This window comes from Paenibacillus sp. FSL R7-0026 (genome assembly GCF_038004485.1).
GTDB lineage: Bacteria > Bacillota > Bacilli > Paenibacillales > Paenibacillaceae > Paenibacillus > Paenibacillus xylanexedens_A.
The window spans coordinates 1,608,862-1,634,403 of sequence record NZ_JBBORG010000001.1; the positions used below are offsets into that span (position 1 = coordinate 1,608,862).

Here is a 25,542-nt window from a genome sequence, read left to right on the forward strand (position 1 = left end):
TTTTAGTCTATAATCAATACATATATTTACAATTTAAAGTAATTTAGTGTTTATTAAGGAGCTGACTGAACCAGATATGAGCAGTATTTCCGCAACAAGACAGAAGCAACTTGATTACATGGGACTAACCGCAGGGGATCTAAAACTGCTTGCCGATCATCGGCCTGTTTTTAAAAAAGTCGTTAATGAAGTGGTAGATCATTTCTACAATCATGTGGGGAATTATCCTGAATTGGTAGATCTGATCGCAAGATTCTCTACCATTGATCGTCTAAAAGAAACACAGAAGATGTACTGGTTATCAATGACAGACGGAATCGTGGATGACGCATATATTGAGCAACGGATTGCAATTGGACTTGTGCATTCACGGATTGGTCTGTCTGAAGATTATTATCTGGGTACCTATATGGTCTACCTGGATATTGCAACGAGCATATTCCAACAGGTTATCCCTGATTCCTGGCATCTTGTCATTCAGGCGCTCAGCAAAATGTTTAACCTGGATTCACAACTTGTCCTTGAGGCCTATGAGAAGAAAGAAAAAGAAAAGTTACATCAGCTTGCCGATGACCAACAACATACATTACAGGCAATTACGCAGATTACCCAAGAGCTTACAGGCATGATTAGTGAATTAAATGAAAGTGCAATGGCTATATCAAGTGTAGCCAAAGAAACAGCGGCTTCTCAGGATCAGGCTCAGGTTATGCTTACCGAATTAACAGGAGAGATCCAGCAGATCGGAAAAATGGGTGAACTCATTCGCGAGATATCGGATCAGAGTCATCTTGTCGGTCTGAACGCAGCGATTGAAGCTGCTCATGCAGGAGAGTTCGGACGTGGCTTCGAAGTAGTTGCCAGTGAGGTGCGCAAGCTTGCAGCCAGTTCCCGGGATGCCCAGGGTAAGATTCAGTCTAATCTGGAGCAGATCATGAAGAAACTGAGCAGTGTGCAGCAGGAGTCGGATCATACGTCTCGCGGAGCACGTAGCCAAGCTTCACGCTCGGCTGAACTCGCTGTATTTGCAACAACAATGGAGAAACTGTCTCTGGATTTGAAGAATCTGGAACAGCAGGAATAGAGCTTAAAAGCATTAGGAACCTTCCATACCGTTTCAGGCTGTTTTAAGCTATAATGGGTAGACAAACCTGCCGATGTTATAGAAAATGCAGCCGGAGACAGGGGATTTGAAAGAGGTTGAGGTGATCAGATGGCTTCTATCCATGATGTAGCCAAGGAAGCGGGAGTATCTGTTGCAACCGTTTCCAAAGTGATAAACGATTATCCTGATGTAAGTGAAAAAACACGCAAAAAAGTCAATATAGCCATCGAATTATTGAAATATCAACCCAATGTGGTCGCACGTGGACTTGTCAAACGCCGTTCATGGACGGTGGGAGTACTGTTAACGGTTCCGTTTACGAACCCTTTTGTATCGGAGTTGCTGGAAGGGATCAAGACAGCGCTGGAGAACAGTGGATATGACCTGGTCCGGTTGTCTACTCGATTCGATGATCCGGCGTACTCGTTCATCAAACATTGCCGCAGTCGTAATGTGGATGGCGTTGTGGTATTCGGGGAAGGCAGAGAAAACGCGAGTATTCAGGAACTGGTGGATGCAGAGATTCCAACGATGTTTGTTGATACGGACATGTTGGGCAAACGTGCCGGTTACATTACTACGGATAACGCGAACGGGATTTCGATGGGTGTCAAACATCTGCATGAGCTTGGGCACCGCAAAATTGCCTATATCTCAGGGACACTTGGACCTGCTGTAGCCAATCTGCGATTGGAAGGATATCGGGAAGGACTGCGAGAATGCGGCATCCCGTATTCTACGGTATATCTGGAGATCTGCGATTATTCCTTCGACGGAGGAAGCAAGGCTGCCCGGCGATTGCTGGCACTTCAGGATCAACCAACGGGAATTGTCTGTGCATCAGACATGTCTGCCTTTGGTGCGATTCATGAAATTGAAAAGCATGGACTGAGTGTACCAGAAGATATCTCGGTTGTCGGGTTCGATAACACGTATTATGCTGAGGTATTTAAACCGGGGTTGACCACGGTGAATCAGAATATCTATTCCATTGGTATTAAGTCCATTGAATATCTGATTGCCATGATCGAGAATCCATCTTATTCTCCTCCTGTGGTTACGGAACCTTCCAATCTGGTCATCCGTCAGACGACAGCACCTTTAAAAGCTTAAAAACGTAAATAGTAAAGATGTTTACACGAAGCACAGCTAATAAGCTGTGCTTTTTGTCGTTATACATCTCATTTGGAAACATATGGTTTATGGAGTGGTGCAAGTCCTATAGTTTAACGGGTAAACAAAGTTTACTGGCAATCGTATAATGAAAGTGCTTACAATTTTCTGTCCATTTGCATCTATCCATCCTGTATAACGATCTTGTAAAGGGCTGGCACATGGCAGAGCAAAGGTTATTCTTCACAAACAACGAACCAAGGAGGAGATCGGATGCATTTGAGAAAATGGTGGAGCTTGTGCTTGTCGGCTGTATTGATCTTCAGTTTGTTCCCAAGTGTGGGAACAGGAGGGACACGTGCTTCGGCAGCGGACGTTAAGACTGGCGATGATGAAGTACTGTTCAAGGCTGATTTTGAAGATGGTGTGTTGGGACAATGGCGTCCACGTGCAAGTGAAAAGCTTGATATCGTAACGCAAGTAGGTCATGACAGTACACGCAGCCTGAGAACCTCTTCACGTACCGAAACGTTCCATGGACCCTTAGTTGAAGTGCTGGATCATGTACAGAAGGGTAGCACAGTTCATATTTCATTTTGGGCCATGTACGATGAAGGGCCGGACAGTCAGGTCCTTAACGGTGCACTCGAGAAAGAATACAATAAGGACGCTTCGAGTCTTGAATATGCTACCTTTGCCTCCGCTACCTTGAACAAAGGACAGTGGAAAAAAGTCGAGGCCGATGTGGTGATTCCCGAAGAAAATAGTGGCATCACCGGATTCCGCATGTATGTGGAGACACCATGGAAGACGTCAGAGGAAGTGACGCCGGCAGATACGATTTCATTTTACGTGGATGATGTTCTGATTACGGCTGCTCAGAAAATTGAAATTGAGAAGGATATTCCGAATCTGGTCGATATCGTGGGACAAAATTACGCAATGGGAGCTGCCATCAACCAGTCTGCACTAGACGCGGAAAACCAGCATTCCCAGTTGTTGACGAAACACTTTAATAGTATTACAGCGGACAATTTTATGAAAATGGATGCGATGCAGCCCAAGGAAGGAGAGTTTGTCTGGTCAGAGACAGATCGCCTGGTGAAGTTTGCCGAAGCAAATGACATGGAAATCAGAGGTCATACGCTGTTATGGCATAGTCAGGTGCCGAATTGGTTCTTTACTGATCCGAATGATGCATCGAAACCTGCCACGCGGGAACAGTTGCTTGCACGGATGAAAACCCATATTCAAACCATCGTGACCCGGTACAAAGGAAAGGTTCATACATGGGATGTCGTCAATGAAGTCATCTCAGACGGAGGCGGCTTACGGAATGAGGCCAGTAATTCCAAGTGGAGAGATATTATTGGGGATGTAGATGGCGACGGAGATGACAGTGATTACATTGAGCTGGCTTTCCGTTATGCACGTGAGGCTGACCCCGATGCTGTACTGGTGATTAATGACTATGGAATGGAGGGCAATGGAAACAAGGTGAATGATATGGTGAAGCTTGTAGAGAAGCTGCTTGCCAAAGGAACACCGATTGATGCGGTTGGATTCCAGATGCATGTATCCATGTACGGACCGGATGTAAAGCTCATTCGTGAGGCTTTTGAGAAAGTGATCGCTCTTGGTATAAATGTACAGGTTACAGAGCTGGACGTTTCGATCTATTCGAGTAATTCTGAACTGGAGATGCCTGTCACAGATGAATTAATGCTGCAACAAGCTTACCGTTATCGTGAACTGTTCGACCTGTTTGACGAGCTGGGAAAACGCGGCGTAATGGACAGTGTTACAGTATGGGGACTTGCGGATGATGGTACATGGCTTGACAATCATCCAGTCAAAGGACGCAAAGATGCACCATTGTTATTTGATCGTAAATTAAAAGCAAAACCGGCATTTTGGGCACTGGTGGACCCTACCACCCTTCCGATCTATCGTAATGAATGGACAGCATTGAAGGCCAGCCCTTCTTTCCCGAACCAAAAAGGACAGGAAGATATTCTTTGGGGTGCTGTGAAAGGACTCGAAATTAATCATCTGGCAGATGGTACATCTGCGGTTACGGGTGAGGCTCGTATGATGTGGGATGCCAAAAAGGTGAATTTAAGAGTGGAAGTGAAGGATACCACACGTCGCAAAGGGGATCAGGTGCAGGTTTTCCTCGCGGAAGAAGTCAAGGGGACAGGCGCTGCAACTTCTGAAGCTGATCTGTCTGCCAAGAAGAAAAATCCGCCGTCTGCAAATGGTCAATATACATTTAAACGGGATGGCGGTAAAGGCAAAGATAAAAATACTTACAACGTACAGGAGACAAAAACCGGGTATGTTGTATACGCATCACTGCCTATGTCAGCCGCTTTACTTACCGAAGGCCAGGTCTTGTCTCTGGATTTTCGGATTACGGATGAACATGCTGCTGGAAAGACAGCGACCATTGTTTGGAATGATATTTCCAATCAACAGCCTGACAAACCAGCTAACCGGGGCAAACTGAAGCTCGGTTCTGTCTTGAAACAAACCAAGGTCACTTATGGCAAACCTGTCATTGATGCAAAAAAGGATAACGTTTGGAAAAAGGCTGCATCTGTTAAAACGGATGTCTGGGTGGTCGGAAAATCCGGTGCAACGGCGACTGCACAGCTGTTATGGGATGAGAAATACCTGTACGTATTGGCAGATGTGAAAGATCCTTTGCGAAGCAAATTAAGTTCTAATGCACATGAGCAGGATTCAATTGAAATTTTTATCGACCCGAGCAAAGATCAGACAACATTCTATCAGGAGGATGACGCCCAGTACCGGGTCAATTTTGATAATGAGACTTCTTTTGGTGGAAATGCACGGAAAGAAAGTTTCAAATCAGCTACCCGATTAACAAGCGGAGGGTATACAGTTGAAGTGGCAATCCCACTAGACAGCGTTCGTGCTGAAGGGCAAAGATGGATTGGATTTGATCTTCAAGTTAATGATGATGGCGCGGGGGATGGCAAGCGAAGCAGTGTGTCCATCTGGAGTGATTCATCAGGTAATTCTTATCAAGATACTTCCGGTTTTGGCAGTCTGTTATTGACTCGTAAATAGAATATTTAGTTGTGAATTAGAATATGAGAATGTTAGCTGTTCAACATTGTATATCTGGAAATAAGTGTTGATTTTAAAGGCTGGGACGTTTAGACTATATACATTCAAATAAACGGGTTCCAATGTATGACAACGGCTTCAACTAAGTCTGTTGTCACGAGTCAAATGATGCGGAGGGAGTGCCTGTCATCCAGACAGCGCACTCGCTTCTTTTTTACATTTTTGCATACATACAAGGCATTTCCCGGTTGAAAGGACAGAGTGAGTGGAGCACCTACATGGCACGTACAACTTAGAACTTGTTATTTTATCCTATATTATTGCATCGTTAGCTTCATACGCTGCCCTTGACCTTGCAGGCCGTGTAAGTCAGGCTAGCGGGATGGCGCGGAATGTATGGCTTACCTGCGGTGCAGTATCGATGGGGCTGGGAATCTGGTCCATGCATTTCGTAGGTATGCTGGCTTTTGTTCTGCCTACGCAAGTCTCCTATTCCACCGGTAAGGTTGTTTTATCTGTTCTACTTGCTATTGTCGCATCGGGGGTGGCCTTGAACATTGCGGGTAGACAATCGGGCAGGATAAGTAAGCTCATGATTGCTGGAGTACTGATGACAGCAGGGATCAGCTCGATGCATTATGTGGGAATGGCAGCGATGTCAATTCCGGTTACGTATGAACCAGGCAGAGTGGTGTTATCCATTCTGATTGCAGCGCTTGCTTCATTTGCGGCATTGTGGCTCATGTTTTTTTTCCGTTATCATCAATCAAGACATACCTGGGTTTACAAGATGGGCAGCGGTCTCATTATGGGTATTGGAATCTCTGGCATGCATTATACCGGGATGTCAGCCGCACATTTCCATCATTCACATGGCTCGATGGTAAGTTCAGGTATGCAGATTGAGCCAGGCATTCTCGCCTATTTGATCGCATCGGGCACATTTATTGCTTTGGGCTTGACGTTGTTTGGCATATTTATCAATCAGCGAATGTCACAGAAAGATCGACGGATTCATGAGAATGAGCAATGGTATCAGGCCCTTTATCATAACCATTCGGATGCCATTATTTCAGTGAACAAGGAAGGTATTGTCAAAGGGATTAATGCTGCTGTAACAACAATCACCGGATATCCTGAAAAAGAGGTCATGGATCGTTCCATTGATGAGATCGCTCAGCAAATCGATATAGAGTGGATAAGTGAATTTGATTCCATCGATTGGGATGATCATGGGCTGGAGCAGGCGCACTACATGGCCAAAATGAGAGACGTACTGGGTGAACTTCTGGACCTTAGTATTGTTGTAGTTCCTGTTGTCATTGATGGCAGACATGTGGGAAGTCACATTTTGATCAAAGACGTTACGGAGGAGAAACAGGCTCAGGAGAAGATTCGTCACCAAGCTTTGCATGATCCGTTGACGGGACTGCCCAATCGGCGCAAGTTGGATGATGTGCTGGCATGTACGATTAACGATTCAGCAGAAAAAGGGAATTCTTTTGCCGTTATGGTGATGGATATAGATCGTTTCAAGATGATTAATGACTCGCTGGGACATTCCATTGGAGATGTATTTCTAAGAGAAGTCAGCAACCGGATCATGAAAGCCATAGAAGCTTCTGATCCCTTGGCTATGGAGAATGTCATGCTGGCTCGGATGGGCGGTGACGAGTTCACACTCGTTGTGACCCAGGATCAAGCGACAGAAGTAAGAGTGGCAGAACTTGCAAAACAGATTGTTGAAGCCATTCAGTTACCTTATCGACTGAAGGAGAATGACTTTTACGTAACCGCCAGCATTGGAATTGCGATGTACCCGGATCATGGAGTGGGCGTGGATGCTTTGCTGAAACATGCGGACTCTGCCATGTATGAAGTGAAGAAAAATGGCAAAAATGGTTTCCAATTTGGCTCGGATGGGCGGTGACGAGTTCACACTCGTTGTGACCCAGGATCAAGCGACAGAAGTAAGAGTGGCAGAACTTGCAAAACAGATTGTTGAAGCCATTCAGTTACCTTATCGACTGAAGGAGAATGACTTTTACGTAACCGCCAGCATTGGAATTGCGATGTACCCGGATCATGGAGTGGGCGTGGATGCTTTGCTGAAACATGCGGACTCTGCCATGTATGAAGTGAAGAAAAATGGCAAAAATGGTTTCCAATTCTATACTGCCCAACTGGATTCGGAACTATATGAACGCATTGAGCTGGAGGGTTATCTTCGTAAAGCTTTGGAACGCGATGAGATGGTCCTGTACTATCAACCACAGATTCGTACCGAGGATAGCCGCATGATTGGTGTGGAGGCTCTTATACGTTGGAACCATCCACTCAAAGGTCTGCTCGCACCCAATGTGTTTATCCCGCTTGCAGAAGAGACAGGCATGATCTATGAGATTGGCAATTGGACGCTGCGGGAAGCATGCAGGCAGATGAAACTCTGGCATGCCAGTGGCGGACCACTCATTCCGGTATCGGTTAACTTGTCCAGCCAGCAGTTCCACCAATCCAACTTGGTAGAACAGGTCAAGAATGCACTCTTGGAGACAGGGCTGGAAGCTCGATATCTGGAGCTGGAAATAACAGAGAGCATGATGATGGATGCAGCCGTATCCACGGCGATTCTTAATGAACTGACAGCCCTGGGTGTCAAGATCAGCCTGGATGATTTCGGTACAGGTTACAGCTCACTCAGTTATCTGAAGCATTTCCCGATTCACAAGCTCAAGATTGATCGATCGTTTGTGACGGACATTACAGAGAGTCACAGCGATCAAGCCATTGTGGCGACCATTATATCGATGGCACAGAATCTCAAGATGGAAGTCATTGCCGAAGGCATTGAGACGAAAGGCCAACTGGATATTCTGATGCAGAATGATTGCCGCGAGATTCAGGGATATTATTTCAGTCGCCCACTGCCGGCAAGTGAAGTGGAGCATGATTTTTTTGTGCCGCTGCGATTGCAGGATAATGGTACACCAACAGTATAATCAGAGTGAACATTTCAATTAAAGGATTTTACAGTTTAGCTGAACTATATCTTAAACGGCAAGTCCCCAATCACGTGTAGGGAACTTGCCGTTTTAGTTTTTAGAGCAGTTTTTTTAGGGGAATGATTAGAAAAGAAGGCGTCAGGACCTGCTGTATTTTATATGATTGATATCATTGAAGGAGGTTGCGAAGGATGAACTTTAGTCTTAAGGCTCCTGATGGCACTGTCATTGAATCCTATCAGAAGGATCATAAGGAATTCATTCGTATTGCCGGTCTGGAATATGAAGTTTATAACCCGGTGGATGAGCTAGACTCCGATCCGGAGATACGGCAAATGATTGAAGCTTCCGAGAAAGACATTAAACAAGGCAAGCTGTATTCAACAGATGATTTGATTGAACTGGTGAAGCGTGGTGAGCTGTAATTGATGGTTCAATGGACCGCCACGGCAATGAACCGATTTCGCCAGATCAAAAGCGAACATTTTACAGATCAAGAAACGATGGAATACAAAATGAATCTCATTCGCCGTGTTGAAGAGAAGATTGTTACTATGGGAACAATGCTGCCGTCTCGTGAGTACCGCAACACGTACTACTGTTTCGTGGATTGATATGTTGTATCTTACAAGCTGTTGGATAACGGTGAGCGATATGTAATCACTTCCTTTAAGCATGGTGCAATGAAACGTAATTTTAAATATTAATTATGAAATGCCAAGCGGCAAGTCCCCGTGTATGTCGGGAGCTTGCCGCTTTTTTTGTTTTTTTTATGGTATGTCGCCATCCTTCATACGTGATACGAAGGTTCTCTTTTTTAAAAGGAAAAGGGCTGTTGGAACCTCACAAAAACTTGCGATGGTGTTTCTTGCCATCATACGTAAACCAGATCGGTTTATCCTCGACACGTGTCTCCACATGTACGGTACGTCCCCAGAGGCGATACAGATAAGGCAGGGTGCGTTCCATATATTTCAGGTCCAGCTCAATGCCTTCATATTGATGTTTGAGCACGAGTTCCCCTGTCCGCAGATAATCAGCATCTTGCACGACCAAGTAAGGGGAGCCCCCGTTGACACGTGAAAATACGAGCTGATCCCGTATGTTCTCCCAGGACTTGTCGGTGATTTTCCAGTCCGGGCCTTTTTTCTCAAATACGTAGAGGTCCAGATCCTCGGTTAATTGCTTGGTCATGTAATTGCGGATAAAGGAGGTATCGGAATCAAATTCACGCACCTCGAACATTTTGGCACGACCTTGGCCTGGTTTACGGCCCCAACGTTCCTGTTCTTCCCGGGTTGGGTTATCCCAGCGCCGTTCAATATCCTCGAAAATCTTCAGTCCCAAATAATACGGATTCAGACTTTGTTTGGATGGCTGCACCACGGAGGAGTTGAGTTTGGCAAATTCGATCGTATCCTCACTGTTCAGATCGAGCTCACGGATAATGCGTTGATGCCAGTAGGATGCCCAGCCTTCGTTCATGATTTTGGTTTCCATCTGTGGCCAGAAATATAACATCTCTTCACGCATCATACTCATGATATCCCGCTGCCAGTCGGTCAACACTTCGGAGAATTCCTGAATAAACCACATGACATCCTTCTCCGGTTCAGGCGGAAAATGATGGACCTGAATACCTTCAGCGGGTGCTTCTTCCGTCTGCACGTCATCAAGTGACCATAGATCATCATAGCGACCTTCCGGCCGTGGTTTTTTCTCACCGCGCTGCTCCCGCATTTTCATCTCCATGTAGCGTTGTTTGTCCAAATGGCGGGGTTTAATCAGCTGTGGGTCCACATGTTCCTGAATTGCGATCACGGCATCGATAAATGCTTCGACCGCTTCCGTTCCGTACTCCATCTCATAATTGCTGATCCGATCCGCCGTAGCAGCCATGCTTTCGACCATATTACGGTTGGATTTGGAGAAGCGGGCATTGTTTTTGAAAAAATCGCAGTGTGCCAATACGTGGGCTACGATCAATTTGTTCTGAATCAGGGAATTGCCATCCAGCAGGAAGGCATAACAAGGGTTGGAGTTGATCACAAGCTCATAAATTTTGCTGAGTCCAAAATCGTATTGCATTTTCATCTTATGAAATGTTTTGCCAAAGCTCCAGTGGCTGAATCTGGTCGGCATGCCGTAGGCTCCAAATGTATAAATAATATCCGATGGGCAGATTTCGTACCGCATGGGGTAATAGTCCAGACCAAAACCATTGGCAATCTCCATAATCTCGGCAATAGCGTATTCTAGGTCGCGGATCTCATCTGTCATCTAACGCTGCCTCCTTCCCGTTTTTGGAAAAAGCTGCGCAAAGCTTTGTACACTTCGCCTTTTTCTTTGATCACATAATACATGAACTGATCCATCTTGATATGACGGTAAGCCGACATCAGTGTGCTGCTGCGGTTGTACTGATTCACTTCTCCGTATCCAAACATATTGCTACGCTTCATTAACTCGCCGATCAGCTTCACACACCGTTCGTTATCCGAGGTCAGATTATCCCCGTCAGAGAAGTGGAAAGGGTAGATGTTGTAGCTTGAAGGTGGATACCGACTGTCAATAATATCCAGTGCCTTCATATATACAGAGGAGCAGATGGTGCCTCCGCTCTCGCCACGGGTAAAGAACTCTTCTTCGGTTACTTCCTTGGCTTCCGTATGATGGGCGAGGAAAACAATCTCAACTTTCTCATACTGACGGCGTAGAAAACGGGTCATCCAGAAGAAGAAGCTGCGCGCGCAGTATTTCTCAAACGAACCCATGGACCCGGATGTATCCATCATGGCAATGATAACGGCATTGGATTGTGGAATGATTTTGTCTTCCCATGTCTTGTAGCGCAGGTCATCTGGACTGATGTGATGGATGCCTGGCGTACCGGTCGTTGCATTGCGACGCAGATTCTCCAGAATGGTACGTTTCTTGTCAATATTGGACTGCATGCCTTTTTTGCGAATATCGTTGAAAACTACCGTATGTGTCTCAATCAGGTCTTTGTCTTTCTGCTTCAGATCGGGTAACTCCAGCTCAGCGAAGAGCATATCTTCCAATTCCTCAATACTAACTTCGGCTTCCACAATATCATGACCAGGCTGATCGCCAGCTTTTTCGCCTTTGCCGGGTTTCTGCGAAGCAGAGGGATCACGACCGATGACGTCTCCGACCTGACTGTCACCGTCTCCTTGACCGACATGTTTTTGCTTCTGGTAGTTATACACAAAACGGTACTCATCCAGACTGCGGATTGGTACCTTGATGATTTGTTTTCCATCAGACATGATGATGTTTTCTTCCGTAATCAGATCAGGCAGATTCTGCTTGATGACATCTTTCACCTTTTGCTGATGGCGCTGTTGGTCCTGGTACCCTTTGCGGTGAAGCGACCAATCTTCCTTCGACACGACGAACGAGTAAGGCTGGTGTGAATTTGACATGTAGGCACCCCCCATTGATTACGCGGCACAGTTTGGCCTGTCGGTAATTAAGTATATTCACGGGCGAGGACGATATGTGATGAGAGTGGATATAAAATGATACAATTACGCAAGTTCACCTCAGAGGTAAGGTGAGTCGTAAGAACAGAAGTGCACCATTTTTTACAGAAACAGTGAACAAGTGTGATATCCTTCCTTTACAATAGGAGAAAGACATCAATCATTTAATAGATGCATGAAAAGGAAGGATTTATGTGAATAAAAAGGCGATCAAGGCTTGGATTATGTATGATTGGGCCAACTCGGCTTATGCAACAACTGTACTGGCGGCAGTACTGCCTGTATTCTATGCTTCGGTGGCTGCCGCAACACTGGATACGGATACCGCCGCCTCCTACCTGGCTTATACACACTCCATTGGCATGTTGTGCGTAGCTCTGCTAACACCGTTGCTAGGCACGCTGGCTGATTTGTCTGGACGGAAAGGCGACTTCCTGCGTGTATTTGCAATTATAGGTGTCCTTGCCACATTGGGATTCAGCGCAATCGGTGAAGGGGACTGGTTCCTTGCTTCCGCGTTGCTGGTCATATCTACAATCGGTTTTGCGGGTGGTAACACCTTCTACGATGCAATGCTGCCGGATCTGGTACCTGTGGAACGAAGGGACATGATATCCTCCAAAGGTTATGCCTATGGTTATATTGGAGGAGGCTTGTTGCTTGCAGTGAACCTGCTGATGATTCAGCAACCGGGCTGGTTCGGGATGAGCAGTACACTGGCAGGAACAAGACTTGCTTTTATCTCCGTCTCGTTGTGGTGGTTGCTGTTCTCGATACCGATCTTTCGCCATGCTCCGAGACGGCCTGCATCACCGGATCTGCCCGGAACGTGGACAGGGTATGCTGCAGTGGGCGTACGCAGACTGCGGCAAACCTTTCGTCAGATGCGGCGTTTTCCCCAGTTAATCCGCATGTTGGTGGCTTTCTGGTTTTTTAATGACGGCATTAATACCATCATTCTAATGGCTACAATTTATGGGACAAGTATAGGTATAGGCACAGCCGACCTGATGCTCGCGCTACTGTTAACCCAGTTCATCGGGTTCCCGTGTACATTGTTACTGGGAGCATGGGCACAGCGTTGGGGAGCAAAGCAGGTATTAATCGTTAGCTTATCGGTCTACATATGTATTGTGATTCTCGGTTATTTCATGACACAAGCGATCCACTTTTATGTGCTCGCCGGGTTGGTTGGTGTCGTACAGGGTGTGAGTCAATCCACAGCGCGTTCCCTGTTTAGCAATCTGATGCCGGCAGGCAGAACAGGAGAGTATTTTGGTTTTGTGAATATTACAGGCAAATTCTCTTCGATCTTTGGTCCATTTGTGTTTGGTTATGTTGGGCAAATAACAGGTTCCACACGTTGGGGTATTCTATCCCTCATCTTCTTTTTCGTCGCGGGCATTGCCGTATTGTTAACCGTGAAGGTACAGAAGGGGATGCAGGATGCTACACAGGCAGATCAGGAAGAAGAGCGAAATAGGAGCGTTGGAGCTCCTGGGAAAAGTTCGAATGTAAGGTTTACCTGATGCTTGTTCACCAGTTTTTATATTAATTTTCTCAACGGATTACGTATGGCTTCAGGCATTGTTCCTCACAGAACATGTCTGGAGCTTATTCGCTTTTGTGCAATCAGAACATAATTGATCATGATTAAGTGCTTAAATGACAGACAGCAGAATACAGTGAAAGAGTATGAATTTATGAAAAGGTGAAAATAAAAGATTGACATGATACATTTTGTATCATAGAGTAAAACTATAAATACATATTGTATCTGAGAATTGTCGAATGTAACCATGTGTTTTGCTTCATTCCCGGGTGAACTTTCGACGGAACTTTGCAAAATACTGACCTATAGCGTGCATATTACTCGTTTTGCCAAACACAAAGGTAGAGTCTGGTCTATCCCAGCTACATATTTATACTAATGAACAGAGGAGAGGCTGCCATTGATCGATACTCAAGGTAACGGACTTGTTTTCTTACTATGTGTTCCCCGCAGTGGTAGTTCCTTATCCACCGTAATGCTGCAAAATCATAGTCGTATATTTGCCACCCAGGAAATGTGGTTTCTGATGAATCTTGTCGATTTGAACAAGGCTGATTCACGTGCTTATGGTGGCAGCTCCATCATTCGTCAGTTCTACAATGCCATGGTATCCGAGGATGTCTTCGAAAAGGCGTGCAGAAGTTTTGCTCTTGAAATCTACAATGGATTCCTGGAAGGGAGCGGAGCAGACTTCATCGTTGATAAATCTCCACGATACTATTACATACTGGAATGGCTGGATCGTCTGTTCCCTCAGTCCAAGCGTATTCATCTCCAGCGTAATCCTCTGGCCGTAGCTGCATCATTCAAAAAGGTAAACCGCCACACAGGAGAAGGATTCGACCTGATTCATAGTTTGCAGAGCCCCAAATTAAATATGAAATCCGTTGATCTCACACTTGGGATGCTCCGCTTGAATGATTATTTTGCCAAACCCCACTCCAATGCGTATGAATTGCAATATGAACGATTGGTTTCCAATCCTCAAGAAGAACTTGAGAAACTATGCGCGTTTCTGGGAATTCGATATGAACAGGGAATGGAGCAGTATGGACAGTTTCTGGACAGTGCCAAGTCTGGCATGTTCTACAGTATGGGCGTGGGTGATCCTTTCCTCTCTTCGCATCAAGAGGCACATCAGGATTCTGTTAACAACTGGAAAAACATATTAGAACCACATGAAGTTGAACTGTATTGCCGTGTAATGGGGGCAGATCTGTTCCACCGGATGGGATACAGTGAACAGCTGGCAGAAGCCGAACAATGGACGGGTGTACATTATGATGCAAGTCCGGATCAAGAGGTCATCGATCGAATTACGCATCAGTTGACGACAGCGACCGGTTGCCAGTGGCAATCGCAATACCAAATGCAATCGGCAGATTCTGTCGTTCATGATCCGCTTGGGAATCTTAATGACCAAATTGTCGAAGAACCGGAAAAGACAGACCCGACGCTAGCTGCACTGGTAACGATCAGACAGCTGCAAGCCGCATTACGTGCAGCAGATCATCGTCTGGAACGGGGTTACAGTGAGCGAGAACGCTTGAAAGTCCAGCTGGCTTCTGCTCAAAGCAAAATACAGCGTATCAAATCATGGGTACCATTTGGTCATCAGATCAGCGCCTGGGCTTCACAGCGCAAGATTCTACGGGGAGGCAAGTCATGAGCGCCATAGCAGGAATTGTACACAACGATGGTCAGCAGGCGCTATGGGAAGACAGCTGGCGTCTGTACGCAAGCCTGGGGCATGTCCCTGCGGATACAACAGGAGTGTGGAAAGGCAATGAGGCGTTCCTCAGCTGTCATGCCCAATGGATTACACCGGAATCGGTTAGCGAGAAGTTGCCTTTATATGATGAGGAAAGTGGTCTGACCATCACGGCAGATGCCATTCTGGATAACCGGGAACAACTGGCAGATCAATTACAAATATCCAGAGCTGAACTGGCTATGTTGGCGGATAGTGAATTGATCCTGCGTGCCTATCAGCGTTGGGGAGACGATGTGGCTGTCCGATTGCTGGGAGATTTTGTATTCGCAATATGGGATGAGCGGAATCGCAAACTGTATGCAGCGAGAGATATTACAGGCATGAGAGCTTTTTATTACCGACATGATGGTTCACGTTTTGCTTTCTGCACACTTATGAATCCGTTGCTCGGGCTTGAAGGGGTACATAAAGAACTTGATGAGACCTGGCTGTCCGAATTCCTCGCCATTCCTGACATGCATGATTCAGCAGATATCAATTCAACCGTATATCGGGGAATAAGCCAGCTGCCTTCTGCACATACACTTGTCTTCCGGGATGGAAGACTGGAGCTGAAGCAATATCATCGTTGGAATGAAGTGGAACCTCTAAGGCTTAAATCCGATGGCGAGTATGTAGAAGCTTTTCGGGAGGTCTTTGGGCAGGCGGTTGGATCACGATTACGAACGCACAGACAGGTAGCTGCTGCTTTAAGTGGCGGACTGGACTCGGGAGCCGTGGTTGGTTTTGCTTCCGGAACACTGAGAAGTCAGGGCAAACGGCTGCAGGCCTATAGTTATGTTCCCGTACCCGATTTCACAGATTATACGTCGAAAACGTTGCTCGCAGACGAACGGCCCTTCATACGTTCAACCATTAATCATGTCGGCAATATCACAGAGAACTACCTTGATTTTGAAGGCAGAAGTCCTCTCAGTGAAGTAGATACCTGGCTCGACATTATGGAGATGCCCTATAAATACTTTGAAAATTCATTCTGGATTCGCGGATTCTATGAAAAAGCGAGCCAGCAAGATGCAGGCATCCTGCTCACAGGCGCACGTGGTAATTTCACCATTTCCTGGGGGCCGGCTCTGGATTATTACGCCAGTCTACTGAAAAGTGGCCGCTGGTACCGCTGGTTCCGTGAGATGCAGCAGTATAGTGAACGAACCGGTATGCCCTTCTCCCGTATAGCCAAGATCACCGGGAAAAAGGCATATCCGGATTGGTTCAAGGCTCAGTCCAAAGGAGCCAGTCAGGCGGCATCTGTACAGTTGATCCATCCTGATTTTGCGCAAAGAACAGGTGTGTTGGAACGACTCAAATCCATTATTGTCCTGCAGGGCGGTGCCCAGGCGGATGCTCTCAAAGTCCGTGCCGAGAAATTTAATAACCTGGCTATTGCGAACAAAAATGGTGCCGTAGCTACGAAATGTTCTCTCCGTTACCGCGCTTGGGAACGTGATCCGACAAGTGATGCCAGAGTCATCCGGTTCTGTCTGTCCGTTCCGATTGAACAATATGTGAAACACGGGACGGATCGTTCATTGATTCGCCGGGCTACTTCACCGGAGTTGCCTGACAAGGTCAGACTGAATCAACGGGTACGGGGTGTACAACCGGCGGATTGGTTACATCGCATCATTCCCAATTGGGATGCTTTTACTGCCGAGTTACGTGCTTTGTGTTCTGACAGCAAGGTCGCTGGCATATTAAACACGGAGCGTATCAAATCTGCCTTGGCCAACTTTCCGAGTCCGAGACCAGAGCTTGCTTCACATCCAGATCTGCGATTGATGATGCATAGTCTGATTGTCTATCGGTTCATTCGGAAATTCTGATATAGCCCGGTGAACTGTGAGCCCGGATTTTTCTTACATTTGACTCATGATAGGAGGTGAATACGATGCAAAGGGAAAAAAAGGAATGGCAAGAACCAGCACTAGAAATATTGGAAGTCAACCAAACAATGGCGGGCACAGGTTACAAACATATCGACTGGGTTACGGTTCACGATGCGGATCTCTACGGAACTAGTTAGAACGCTTTACCATATGCCATCATACTTAGAAGTGCGTAAAGGAGGTGAATACGATGCAAATGGAAAAAAAGGAATGGCAAGCACCAGCTCTTGAAGTGTTGGAAGTCAATCAAACGATGGCCGGTACTGGCTACAGACAAATTGACTGGATCACGGTTCACGATGCGGATCTGTACGATCCAACTTCCTAAGTTGTTTAGTTTTATGAAGTGTCATCATACTTAAAGGGCGGAAATGCAACAAATCCAGCTTTTCGCCTCCGCCCTTATATTGAGCAACATGAATATAAGGGCTTTTTTTTACATTTTATTACGAAGGAGGCGTCGTTCATTGTTGCCTGTGCATTATGTGGCGTATGGTCTGCGCTGGTCGAGCCAAATTCGAATGCCTGAACTACAGATCGCACCCAAGGATGCGGAGTCTGATTTTGATGTCGTGGATGTGCACATCGAGTCGTCAGATCTGACCCCATTGTGGGAGGATTGGGATGTAGGCAACGACAACTTTGTGGCGCGAGAGGGCAGTCTTTTTTTCAAAATCGAAGATACAGGTCTGTTTCTAATGGAACAAGGAAAGCGCATTGTTGTATCTCCCATACCGGGTGCAGATGAGAAAAAGGTCAGATTATTCATCCTGGGCACCTGTATGGCGGTCATTATGATGCAGCGTGGCATCCTTCCATTACATGGTAGTGCAGTTGTTATTGATGGCTGGGCTTACGCATTTGTAGGACATTCGGGGGCAGGCAAATCGACACTGTCGGCCGCACTGGCATCACGCGGATATCCACTTCTCACCGATGATGTTGTTGCACTGACCTGGGATGCCGGGGGAAGAGCCATCGTATCACCTGGTTACCCACAACAGAAATTGTGGCAGCCCAGTCTGGATGGCTTCGGCATGAAGGAACAGGATTATGCAACAGTTCACGCGGAGATTACGAAGTATGCGATTCCTGTCCAGCACTATTTTCATGAGATGGCCGTACCTCTAGGTGGAATATTCGAACTTGCTCCACAACCGGAGGAAAACCATACATCTGTTCAACTGGTTGAAGTGGCAGGCTTGGAACGATTGCATCTATTATGCTCGCATACGTTCCGTGGTGGACTCGTTGCAAGACAGGGACTGGCACAGTGGTTGTTCGAGACGGCTTCAAGACTTTCAGCAAGTGTGGAGATTGGCAGATTGGTTAGAACGGGTGCTGAGTTTACAGCATTTGAGATGGTGGATCGGATCACAGATCATATACGCAAAGGAGTGCATACAGGACAATGACAGCGACTACACCTATGAATGTGGAAGACCGGGTAACCCGGAAGGAAGGCAATCTGGTCAGTGATATGGGTAGTGAAAAAGTCATGATGAGCATTAGCTCTGGAAAATACTATAATCTTGGGAGTACCGGTGGACGAATCTGGGACCTGATCGCAGAAGAACGCACGCTGGGTGAAGTTGTTGAGGTACTTGCTGCGGAGTATGAGATTGAGCCAGATGTATGTCGTGAGCAGGTGGTGCAATTCCTGGAACATCTGTCCCGTGAAGGTTTAATCGACGTTAATCGCGGAGTGTAGAATGATGTTGCGAAAAATAAAGTCTTATCTCTCGCTCCCGCGGTCGATGCGTCGACTGGTATGGGAGGCCTATATCCTCCTTGGCTGGGCACGCATACAGAAGGCTATGCCATTCGCTAAAATCGCGCCAGGGCTGGGTACGCCTATGGTAGAAACACCGATGACAGGACTCGAACGCAGCGAGGTCATCACTATACGGAATATTTCCAAAGCGATTTCGCTCGCCAGCAAATATACGTTATGGGAAAGCCGCTGCCTTGTAATGGCGATTGCCGGGATGAAGATGCTTGAGCGACGCAAGATAGAGAGTACGTTATACATGGGGACTGCACGGAATAAGCAAGGACATATGATGGCTCATGCCTGGCTGCGAAGTGGTAAATTGATCGTGACCGGAGCTGATACTATGGACCAATATACGGTTGTCGGTGTGTTTGGCAAACGGTGTCCGGAGAAGGGATCTGGGGAGATTGTCTATGATACATGAAAGTGAACTCTATTCATCAGGGTTTCCGAAGGAGCTTAAGCTGATTTTGAGCATGATTAGAGGTGATCTGACGGCTCTATCCCCTGAAGAACTCAAGGTGCGTTTGCAGGGAACCGATTGGCAGCTCTTTCTGCGGCTGGTCTATCATCACCGCTTATATTCTGTCCTTTATGTGAAAATGAAAGAATTGAACTCTTCAATCATTCCTGCAGATGTTATGGAGAGTCTGAGACAACAGTATACGGTCAATACGTTCCGCATGTTACATCTAACAGCTGAAATGGAGCAGGTGTGTGGAGCTTTTCGTGAACGCGGTATCCGCAATATTACACTAAAGGGACCGGCGCTCGCACATGATCTCTATGGCGATGTATCGATGCGAACCTCCAAAGACCTGGATATCCTGATTCCGTTTGATGATGTGGAAGCAGCTGAAGGCATTCTGGCTACCCTCGGATACGTATCCAAGGAAGGGGAGCGGGCACCTACGGTGCGCAGCTGGAAATGGCGGGAACATCATATCTGTTACACCCATCCGGTCAAAAGGACTCAAGTGGAGATTCATTGGCGTCTGAACCCGGATTCGGGCAAAGAAACCGATTTTGAATTGCTGTGGAAACGTAGCCGGTTCAGTTCATACACACAGACACCTGTCCGTATGCTTGAACAAGAAGATCTATGGGCTTATCTCGTAACCCATGGTGCACGACACGGCTGGTTCAGACTGCGCTGGTTACTTGATATCGACCAGATGATCCGCAGCATGCCACTCGATGTGAAGAAAGTAGAGAGACGTCTGAAAGCGGAGGGTCGTTTATCGATCGGTTCGCAGGCTCTTTATCTGGCTTCGGAGCTGCTGAATACGCCGCTGGATGTAGAGTACAGGTCCTTGATGTCCTTGAGTGACCGTACAGGCAAGCGATTAGCCAACGAAGGCGCAAAGTTCATGAACGACATGCTGGAAAGTCCGGCTGATATGAAGTCTTATCAATCGTATTTGTTTAAACTTCGAAGTACAAAACAGAAATGGTTCTTCTTTATTGAACGTTTATATCCAAGTACATGGGATGTGGATCAATTGCCGCTTCCACGTTCTTTGTTTTTTCTATACTTTCCGTTACGTCCGTTTCTCTGGTTCTGGCGGCGAATTAAAAGGTATACGGTGACGGAAAGGGGTAAAGTATGATCTCGGAATTAAGGTATTTCATGCGAAAGTTGCATCATGTCACGGGGCCCATTTTATATTGGAATCTGATAGGGATGATCTGTATCAGTCTCATGGAAGGGATTGGCATTTACATGCTTGTTCCGATGCTGAGTCTGATTGGCATATTTGAGATGGGCTCCACAGGCTTAAACATTCCCTGGCTTGGCGACGTGTTGAATCGTTTTTCTGAAAATAGCCAATTGTTACTCGTATTGTTCACCTTTGTGTTGATTGTCTCCGGACAGGCCTGGATGCAGCGTCTCCAGACGATCCGTAATACTCGAATCCAGCAGCAATTTGTACGAACGCTGCGCATGGAAACCTATGGTGCCATCATTATGGCGCAGTGGTCATTTTTTCTCCAAAAACGAAAATCCGATTTTAACCATATATTAACGACTGAACTTGCACGTGTGAGCCAGGGAACGAGCATTATGCTGCAAATGGCAGCCTCGCTGATCTTTACGGGCATTCAGATCGGTCTTGCTTTCTGGTTATCCGCCAAGTTGACGGCACTTGTGCTGGTCTGTGGATTGTTATTATTTTTTGTCTTGAGAAAATTCGTCAAGCGGGCCAAGCAGATCGGAGACCAGACCTCTGAATTCTCGCAAAGTTATTATAACGGCATTACCGAGCATTTCAACGGCATTAAGGATATTAAGAGCAACATGCTTGAGCGCTCACACATGAACTGGTTTGAGCGCATGTGCAGACAGATAGAACGCAATGTCATTCAGTTTAGCCAATTGAACAGTGGAACACAGCTGATTCACCGGATGTCCGCGGCAATCATTATTGCGGCATTCATCTATCTTTCTCTCCGTGTAATGACGGTACCTCCAGCAAGTCTGCTGCTCATCATCCTTATCTTTTCCCGGTTATGGCCAAGATTTACGGCGATTCAGTCCAATCTGGAGTACATTAGCTCCATGCTGCCTGCATTTCGGGTAGTCAGAGAACTGCAAGCGCAGACGGCGAAGAGTCGTGAGATTAGTGAAGAGATTGCTTCGGCAGGAGACGTTGGAACTGATGGGATTCAACCTATGGAACTGAAGGCATCTATCACCTGTGAGGATGTCTGCTATCGCTATGAGGGAAGTGATACGTACTCATTGAGAAATGTGCAAGCTTCGATTCCAGCAAGGGGCATGACCGCGATTGTGGGGAAATCCGGAGCAGGCAAGAGCACGCTGATAGATCTGATTATGGGCCTCGTAAGGCCTGAAACTGGTCGTATTTTGATTGACGGTGTGCCTCTATCAGAAGAACGATTATTGAGCTGGCGAAGTTCCATCGGATATGTCTCCCAGGACCCATTCCTGTTTCATACGAGTATTCGTGAGAATCTGCGTCTGGTTGATCCAAATGCAAGTGAAGAACAGATGTGGCAGGCTTTGCAATTTTCCTCCTCTGCGGCATTTGTACGGAAGTTGCCTCAGGGTCTGGATACGATCATTGGTGATCGGGGGATTCGGCTATCCGGGGGTGAACGTCAGCGGTTGGTGCTCGCCCGGGCCATGCTGCGGAATCCTTCTGTATTGGTACTGGATGAAGCAACGAGTGCGCTCGACAGTGAGAATGAACAGTACATTCATGAGGCGCTGGAACGGTTAAAAGGACATGTGACCATTATCGTGATTGCACACCGATTGTCCACGATTCGGACGGCAGATCGTGTAATTGTGCTTGATGAAGGTCGGGTGATTCAAGAAGGCGGGTACCAGCAGTTATCAACTGATCCGGTAGGGACGTTCAGCAAACTTTTGAACATGCAAGCGGGTGTTGTGGGACAATAAGTAGGTTATGACTTAACGTAAAGAGGCGCGCCACGAGGGGCGCGCCTTTCATGTAAGTAGTTAGTATAATGATCAAGAATTAATGAACGATGGCTGTTTTCGTAGGGAGCGGCAGTTGAAGAGCACCGATCTGCTCCAAATGCTGTACGATCTCTTGCACGGCTTCCTCAATGGACCATTGCTCTGTATCGATGATAAATGAAGGAGATTTGGGTACATCATAGGGGGCGGAAATGCCTGTGAAATGCGGGATATCACCATTGCGGGCTTTTTTGTATAGGCCCTTGGGATCACGACGCTCACATTCTTGGATTGAACAGCGCACATAGATTTCAATGAAATCATCTGGTTCAAATAACTGTCTGACCATCTCCCGATCCTGTTCATGAGGAGAGATAAAAGCCGAAAGTACAAACAACCCGGCATCTACCATTAACTTCGATACTTCACCAATTCGACGCAGATTTTCTTGACGATCCCCTGCTGTAAAACCGAGATCACGGTTCAGTCCATGACGTACATTATCCCCGTCCAGAACATAACAGCGTACGCCTTGATCATAAAGATACTGCTCCAGGGCAAATGCAAGGGTTGACTTTCCTGCACCTGATAACCCGGTAAACCATATGGCACGACTACGATGCCCATTATGCTTCTCCCGGTCTTGTCTGTTGATGCTGGATGATTGCCAGGTTATATTGCGCTCTTCCTTCGACATGAGTATCCCGCCTTTTCCCTACCATGATATGTATAATATTTTAACATATTTACAAGATTATAGCACCTTATAGATTTCTTCAAAATAAGCGTGAATCGACAAAATATCGGGTATAGATGTAGTACATACATAAGCATTATGCATATATCCAAGGAGTATTTTGAATTGAATGATGCAAAATGCTCACATAGCAGGAGGAACAATGTCATGAACAAAAACATACAAAACATACAAGTTGGGTTCAAATGCCCGGATTGCCAACAGGATATCCGAGCGGAATTTATAGATGAACAGGTCAGCACGGTTCGTTGTAAAGGTTGTGACAGAGCGTATACACTTTTGAAGCCAACCATCGGTGATGAGATTCTACTGGATTGGGAGCAGGAGGCTTTGTATCACAAGCTGAGGGCAGAGCAGTCTGAACTGGATAATCACAATATGTCGGCCTTGATTATCAAAGTTATCGAGTTGCTTACATGGCGTGATCGGGGAGATGGACAGACCCGTGCCATACAGACCGTGAGGGAATGGCTTGCTTCCAGTGGCAAACCTCAGACCTTACTTGAATTATTCCATCAATCTCCGTCACAACCTGAAAATAAACGTTTCGATCGTTAATGATTTACATACATTAGCCGTTCCTGTGGCATATTACCTGAAGGTGTTCGTGTGTGCAAACGACTAACCGAATTTTTCAGGAACAGGAGCGGATAGAATGAAGCGAATGGTTCTATATATACTGTTGGGACTGTTATCCATCAGTATGGTACCGGCACAGACTGAAGCATCACCGGTTACCGGAGCGTATCACTTTGGCTTCAAAAAAAGTCAAAACGGTCAACTGCCCTCCATTGATCAGGAAGGCTTTAAATCAATCTTACAACATAACGATGCCATTTTCCTGGGGGATACAAAACAGAAGGAGTTGTATCTCACGTTTGATAACGGGTATGAGAATGGATTCACACCTGCCATACTGGATGTTTTGCGTACCAAGAAGGTGCCAGCTGCTTTCTTTGTGACAGGTCATTATCTGAAAGATCAGCCTGAGTTGGTCAAACGTATGGCGGCTGAAGGTCATATTGTCGGTAATCATTCATGGAGTCATCCGGACATGACTCGCATCTCCAATGAAAAGCTTAGAGAGGAACTTGAGAAGGTCAAGGCGGAGGTCAATCGGCTGACCGGTCAACAAGCGACCTTTTTACGGCCACCGCGCGGGATTTTTAACAATCGTACGCTCGCAGAGAGTCATGCCCAAGGGTATGTGAACGTGTTCTGGTCTGTTGCTTATAAAGATTGGGATACCAATGTGCAGCGTGGTGCACAATATGCTCATCAACAGGTGTTGAAACAACTCCATCCGGGCGCTGTCATTTTGCTTCATTCGGTATCCAAAGATAACACGGAAGCTCTGGGTTCCATTATTGATGAGGCCCGCAAGCAAGGATATGCATTCAAAAGTCTGGATGATCTGCGGACCAAAAGTTATTGATCCATTATCGTAATGAGCAATGGACCAAGTGTAGGTCATTCAAAAGTTTAGCAAAAATATTAAAGGGCATCCTGAGCGATTAAGCTCGGAATGCCCTTTTTAGTTTATAACGGTATGCCAGTCCAAGTATTGGATGTACCACATATAGATTTAGAAGAAAGGATTGGGTAATACGATACGATGTAACATGTAATACTATAAAACAGTATTATAGATGATTCCAATCGTTTTCGGGCCGCAGTGACTGCATACTACACAACCAGCAGTGGTCAGTTCCACACGGGCACCCGTTTGTTCCTGCAGAGACTTCTGCAAGTCAAGCGCATCCTCTTCAGCCATGGTGTGAACAACAATCAGAAGGTCTGGATCGATCTGATCTTTCTGGCTGAGCGTATTATTCAGCATTTGTTCCAGAGCTTTTTCCCGTTTGCCGCGTACTTTATAGGCAGGTGCCATCTTGCCATCTGTTACCCGGATGACAGGACGAATCTTCAACAGGCTTCCAATCAGGTTTTGCATGCCCGAACAGCGTCCGCCTTTATGCAGATACTCCAGTGTATCGATGACAAACTCCGTGCGTACATTTGATTTCATTGCCTCAATCAGATGTGTAATCTGAGTCAGGTTTTGCCCTTTATCAGCAGCATGTACAGCTTTCATCACCATCAGTGCAATTCCTGATGAGAGATTCTGTGAGTCAATGACCGATATTCGACCTTCCGGGAACTCGGAACTCGCTAGTCGTGCATTTTGATAGGTAGAGGAAAGTTCAGAAGATAAGCTGATATATAAAATCTCATCCCCTTGATCTATGTAAGGTTGAAATGCCGTTATGAAATCAGCGGGGGAAGGTGCAGCGGTTTTGGGAAGACGCCCATCTTGGCTAACACGTTCATATAGCTGTTCAGGCTTAATCTCAGCACCGTCTTTCAGTGATTCTTCACCAAACACGACATATAAGGGGATGATACCGATATCGTGCTGCTGGATCCATTCTGGAGCCAGATCACTTGTGCTGTCCGCAAAAATTTTGATTCGTGACATGTCAATCTCCTTTAAAAACAATGATTTTGGCAAAAAATATAGATTATACT

General features: G+C 46.3%; 22 protein-coding genes and 1 pseudogene. 19 read left to right on the forward strand and 4 right to left on the reverse strand.

Translation table 11 applies throughout. The features are described from left to right. The first annotated feature begins 76 nt into the window (after nucleotides 1–76). The 7 genes and pseudogenes from MKY44_RS07315 (at nucleotide 77) to MKY44_RS07345 (ending at nucleotide 8,930) form a co-directional block, all read left to right on the forward strand. Nucleotides 77–1,084 carry a globin-coupled sensor protein gene (locus MKY44_RS07315; RefSeq protein ID WP_341006596.1) on the forward strand — a complete coding sequence of 336 codons (1,008 nt, stop codon included), beginning with the start codon at nucleotides 77–79 and terminating at the stop codon, nucleotides 1,082–1,084. 129 nt (nucleotides 1,085–1,213) lie between these two features. After that, nucleotides 1,214–2,218: a LacI family DNA-binding transcriptional regulator gene (locus tag MKY44_RS07320; RefSeq protein ID WP_017689571.1), complete on the forward strand. Its 1,005-nt coding sequence runs from the start codon at nucleotides 1,214–1,216 to the stop codon at nucleotides 2,216–2,218. A gap of 273 nt (nucleotides 2,219–2,491) precedes the next feature. Further along, nucleotides 2,492–5,314 carry an endo-1,4-beta-xylanase gene (locus tag MKY44_RS07325; RefSeq protein ID WP_341006597.1) on the forward strand — a complete coding sequence of 941 codons (2,823 nt, stop codon included), beginning with the start codon at nucleotides 2,492–2,494 and terminating at the stop codon, nucleotides 5,312–5,314. A gap of 421 nt (nucleotides 5,315–5,735) precedes the next feature. Beyond that, entirely contained in the window at nucleotides 5,736–7,244 is a 1,509-nt protein-coding gene (locus tag MKY44_RS07330) for a diguanylate cyclase domain-containing protein (RefSeq protein WP_445670678.1), read from the forward strand. Beyond that, nucleotides 7,219–8,313, forward strand: a pseudogene (locus tag MKY44_RS07335) (putative bifunctional diguanylate cyclase/phosphodiesterase); the annotation flags it as partial. The gene MKY44_RS07330 and the pseudogene MKY44_RS07335, both read left to right, overlap by 26 nt. Nucleotides 8,314–8,507: 194 nt before the next feature. Next, complete coding sequence (locus MKY44_RS07340; RefSeq protein WP_341006600.1) at nucleotides 8,508–8,741, forward strand: hypothetical protein; 234 nt, start codon at nucleotides 8,508–8,510, stop codon at nucleotides 8,739–8,741. Nucleotides 8,742–8,744: 3 nt separating this feature from the next. Then, nucleotides 8,745–8,930 carry a hypothetical protein gene (locus tag MKY44_RS07345; protein ID WP_341006601.1) on the forward strand — a complete coding sequence of 62 codons (186 nt, stop codon included), beginning with the start codon at nucleotides 8,745–8,747 and terminating at the stop codon, nucleotides 8,928–8,930. A gap of 229 nt (nucleotides 8,931–9,159) precedes the next feature. Here the strand turns inward: MKY44_RS07345 and MKY44_RS07350 are convergent, their stop codons facing one another. Together MKY44_RS07350 and yhbH are read right to left on the reverse strand one after the other, a co-directional pair. After that, nucleotides 9,160–10,596, reverse strand: coding sequence for a SpoVR family protein (locus MKY44_RS07350; RefSeq protein ID WP_341006602.1), 1,437 nt, complete (start codon nucleotides 10,594–10,596; stop codon nucleotides 9,160–9,162). Next, nucleotides 10,593–11,762, reverse strand: coding sequence for a sporulation protein YhbH (yhbH, locus tag MKY44_RS07355; protein WP_036609998.1), 1,170 nt, complete (start codon nucleotides 11,760–11,762; stop codon nucleotides 10,593–10,595). The genes MKY44_RS07350 and yhbH overlap by 4 nt, the downstream gene beginning before the upstream one ends. A 254-nt stretch (nucleotides 11,763–12,016) precedes the next feature. Here yhbH and MKY44_RS07360 point away from each other — a divergent pair, with 254 nt between their 5' ends. From MKY44_RS07360 to MKY44_RS07405, 10 genes are all read left to right on the forward strand, one after another. Continuing rightward, the gene (locus tag MKY44_RS07360; RefSeq protein WP_341006603.1) at nucleotides 12,017–13,351 is read left to right on the forward strand and encodes an MFS transporter; all 1,335 of its coding nucleotides are present in this window, start codon (nucleotides 12,017–12,019) and stop codon (nucleotides 13,349–13,351) included. 423 nt (nucleotides 13,352–13,774) lie between these two features. Beyond that, entirely contained in the window at nucleotides 13,775–15,043 is a 1,269-nt protein-coding gene (locus MKY44_RS07365) for a sulfotransferase family protein (RefSeq protein ID WP_341006604.1), read from the forward strand. Continuing rightward, nucleotides 15,040–16,971 carry an asparagine synthase-related protein gene (locus tag MKY44_RS07370; protein ID WP_074094338.1) on the forward strand — a complete coding sequence of 644 codons (1,932 nt, stop codon included), beginning with the start codon at nucleotides 15,040–15,042 and terminating at the stop codon, nucleotides 16,969–16,971. The genes MKY44_RS07365 and MKY44_RS07370 overlap by 4 nt, the downstream gene beginning before the upstream one ends. A 65-nt stretch (nucleotides 16,972–17,036) precedes the next feature. Beyond that, complete coding sequence (locus MKY44_RS07375) at nucleotides 17,037–17,171, forward strand: paeninodin family lasso peptide (protein WP_105598020.1); 135 nt, start codon at nucleotides 17,037–17,039, stop codon at nucleotides 17,169–17,171. 53 nt (nucleotides 17,172–17,224) lie between these two features. Then, entirely contained in the window at nucleotides 17,225–17,362 is a 138-nt protein-coding gene (locus tag MKY44_RS07380) for a paeninodin family lasso peptide (protein ID WP_174806426.1), read from the forward strand. A 139-nt stretch (nucleotides 17,363–17,501) separates the two neighbouring features. Next, entirely contained in the window at nucleotides 17,502–18,449 is a 948-nt protein-coding gene (locus MKY44_RS07385; protein WP_341006605.1) for an aldolase, read from the forward strand. Then, the gene (locus MKY44_RS07390) at nucleotides 18,446–18,745 is read left to right on the forward strand and encodes a lasso peptide biosynthesis PqqD family chaperone (protein WP_076327027.1); all 300 of its coding nucleotides are present in this window, start codon (nucleotides 18,446–18,448) and stop codon (nucleotides 18,743–18,745) included. The genes MKY44_RS07385 and MKY44_RS07390 overlap by 4 nt, the downstream gene beginning before the upstream one ends. Nucleotides 18,746–18,749: 4 nt before the next feature. Then, nucleotides 18,750–19,232 (forward strand): lasso peptide biosynthesis B2 protein, encoded by a 483-nt coding sequence (locus MKY44_RS07395; protein ID WP_341009802.1) that lies wholly within the window; start codon nucleotides 18,750–18,752, stop codon nucleotides 19,230–19,232. Between the two features lie 52 nt (nucleotides 19,233–19,284). Continuing rightward, entirely contained in the window at nucleotides 19,285–20,418 is a 1,134-nt protein-coding gene (locus MKY44_RS07400; protein ID WP_341009803.1) for a nucleotidyltransferase domain-containing protein, read from the forward strand. Continuing rightward, nucleotides 20,418–22,235 (forward strand): ABC transporter ATP-binding protein, encoded by a 1,818-nt coding sequence (locus MKY44_RS07405; protein WP_341009804.1) that lies wholly within the window; start codon nucleotides 20,418–20,420, stop codon nucleotides 22,233–22,235. The genes MKY44_RS07400 and MKY44_RS07405 overlap by 1 nt, the downstream gene beginning before the upstream one ends. Nucleotides 22,236–22,314: 79 nt before the next feature. Here the strand turns inward: MKY44_RS07405 and cysC are convergent, their stop codons facing one another. Further along, nucleotides 22,315–22,953 carry an adenylyl-sulfate kinase gene (gene cysC, locus MKY44_RS07410; RefSeq protein WP_341006606.1) on the reverse strand — a complete coding sequence of 213 codons (639 nt, stop codon included), beginning with the start codon at nucleotides 22,951–22,953 and terminating at the stop codon, nucleotides 22,315–22,317. A gap of 207 nt (nucleotides 22,954–23,160) precedes the next feature. On the opposite strand from cysC, the gene MKY44_RS07415 reads away from it, so the two are divergent. Beyond that, nucleotides 23,161–23,571 (forward strand): hypothetical protein, encoded by a 411-nt coding sequence (locus MKY44_RS07415; protein ID WP_341006607.1) that lies wholly within the window; start codon nucleotides 23,161–23,163, stop codon nucleotides 23,569–23,571. A gap of 97 nt (nucleotides 23,572–23,668) precedes the next feature. After that, nucleotides 23,669–24,448: a delta-lactam-biosynthetic de-N-acetylase gene (gene pdaA / locus MKY44_RS07420; RefSeq protein ID WP_340903307.1), complete on the forward strand. Its 780-nt coding sequence runs from the start codon at nucleotides 23,669–23,671 to the stop codon at nucleotides 24,446–24,448. A 195-nt stretch (nucleotides 24,449–24,643) separates the two neighbouring features. On the opposite strand, the gene MKY44_RS07425 is transcribed toward pdaA, so the two are convergent. Then, entirely contained in the window at nucleotides 24,644–25,492 is an 849-nt protein-coding gene (locus MKY44_RS07425) for a DegV family protein (RefSeq protein ID WP_036609970.1), read from the reverse strand. Nucleotides 25,493–25,542: the final 50 nt, after the last annotated feature.

Coding starts and splice junctions, on each gene's coding strand:
- MKY44_RS07315 (WP_341006596.1), top strand. CDS start 77: ATGAGCAGTATTTCCGCAACAAGACAGAAGCAACTTGATTACATGGGA.
- MKY44_RS07320 (WP_017689571.1), top strand. CDS start 1,214: ATGGCTTCTATCCATGATGTAGCCAAGGAAGCGGGAGTATCTGTTGCA.
- MKY44_RS07325 (WP_341006597.1), top strand. CDS start 2,492: ATGCATTTGAGAAAATGGTGGAGCTTGTGCTTGTCGGCTGTATTGATC.
- MKY44_RS07330 (WP_445670678.1), top strand. CDS start 5,736: ATGGGGCTGGGAATCTGGTCCATGCATTTCGTAGGTATGCTGGCTTTT.
- MKY44_RS07340 (WP_341006600.1), top strand. CDS start 8,508: ATGAACTTTAGTCTTAAGGCTCCTGATGGCACTGTCATTGAATCCTAT.
- MKY44_RS07345 (WP_341006601.1), top strand. CDS start 8,745: ATGGTTCAATGGACCGCCACGGCAATGAACCGATTTCGCCAGATCAAA.
- MKY44_RS07350 (WP_341006602.1), bottom strand. CDS start 10,596: ATGACAGATGAGATCCGCGACCTAGAATACGCTATTGCCGAGATTATG.
- yhbH (WP_036609998.1), bottom strand. CDS start 11,762: ATGTCAAATTCACACCAGCCTTACTCGTTCGTCGTGTCGAAGGAAGAT.
- MKY44_RS07370 (WP_074094338.1), top strand. CDS start 15,040: ATGAGCGCCATAGCAGGAATTGTACACAACGATGGTCAGCAGGCGCTA.
- MKY44_RS07375 (WP_105598020.1), top strand. CDS start 17,037: ATGCAAAGGGAAAAAAAGGAATGGCAAGAACCAGCACTAGAAATATTG.
- MKY44_RS07380 (WP_174806426.1), top strand. CDS start 17,225: ATGCAAATGGAAAAAAAGGAATGGCAAGCACCAGCTCTTGAAGTGTTG.
- MKY44_RS07390 (WP_076327027.1), top strand. CDS start 18,446: ATGACAGCGACTACACCTATGAATGTGGAAGACCGGGTAACCCGGAAG.
- MKY44_RS07395 (WP_341009802.1), top strand. CDS start 18,750: ATGTTGCGAAAAATAAAGTCTTATCTCTCGCTCCCGCGGTCGATGCGT.
- MKY44_RS07400 (WP_341009803.1), top strand. CDS start 19,285: ATGATTAGAGGTGATCTGACGGCTCTATCCCCTGAAGAACTCAAGGTG.
- cysC (WP_341006606.1), bottom strand. CDS start 22,953: ATGTCGAAGGAAGAGCGCAATATAACCTGGCAATCATCCAGCATCAAC.
- MKY44_RS07415 (WP_341006607.1), top strand. CDS start 23,161: ATGAACAAAAACATACAAAACATACAAGTTGGGTTCAAATGCCCGGAT.
- pdaA (WP_340903307.1), top strand. CDS start 23,669: ATGAAGCGAATGGTTCTATATATACTGTTGGGACTGTTATCCATCAGT.
- MKY44_RS07425 (WP_036609970.1), bottom strand. CDS start 25,492: ATGTCACGAATCAAAATTTTTGCGGACAGCACAAGTGATCTGGCTCCA.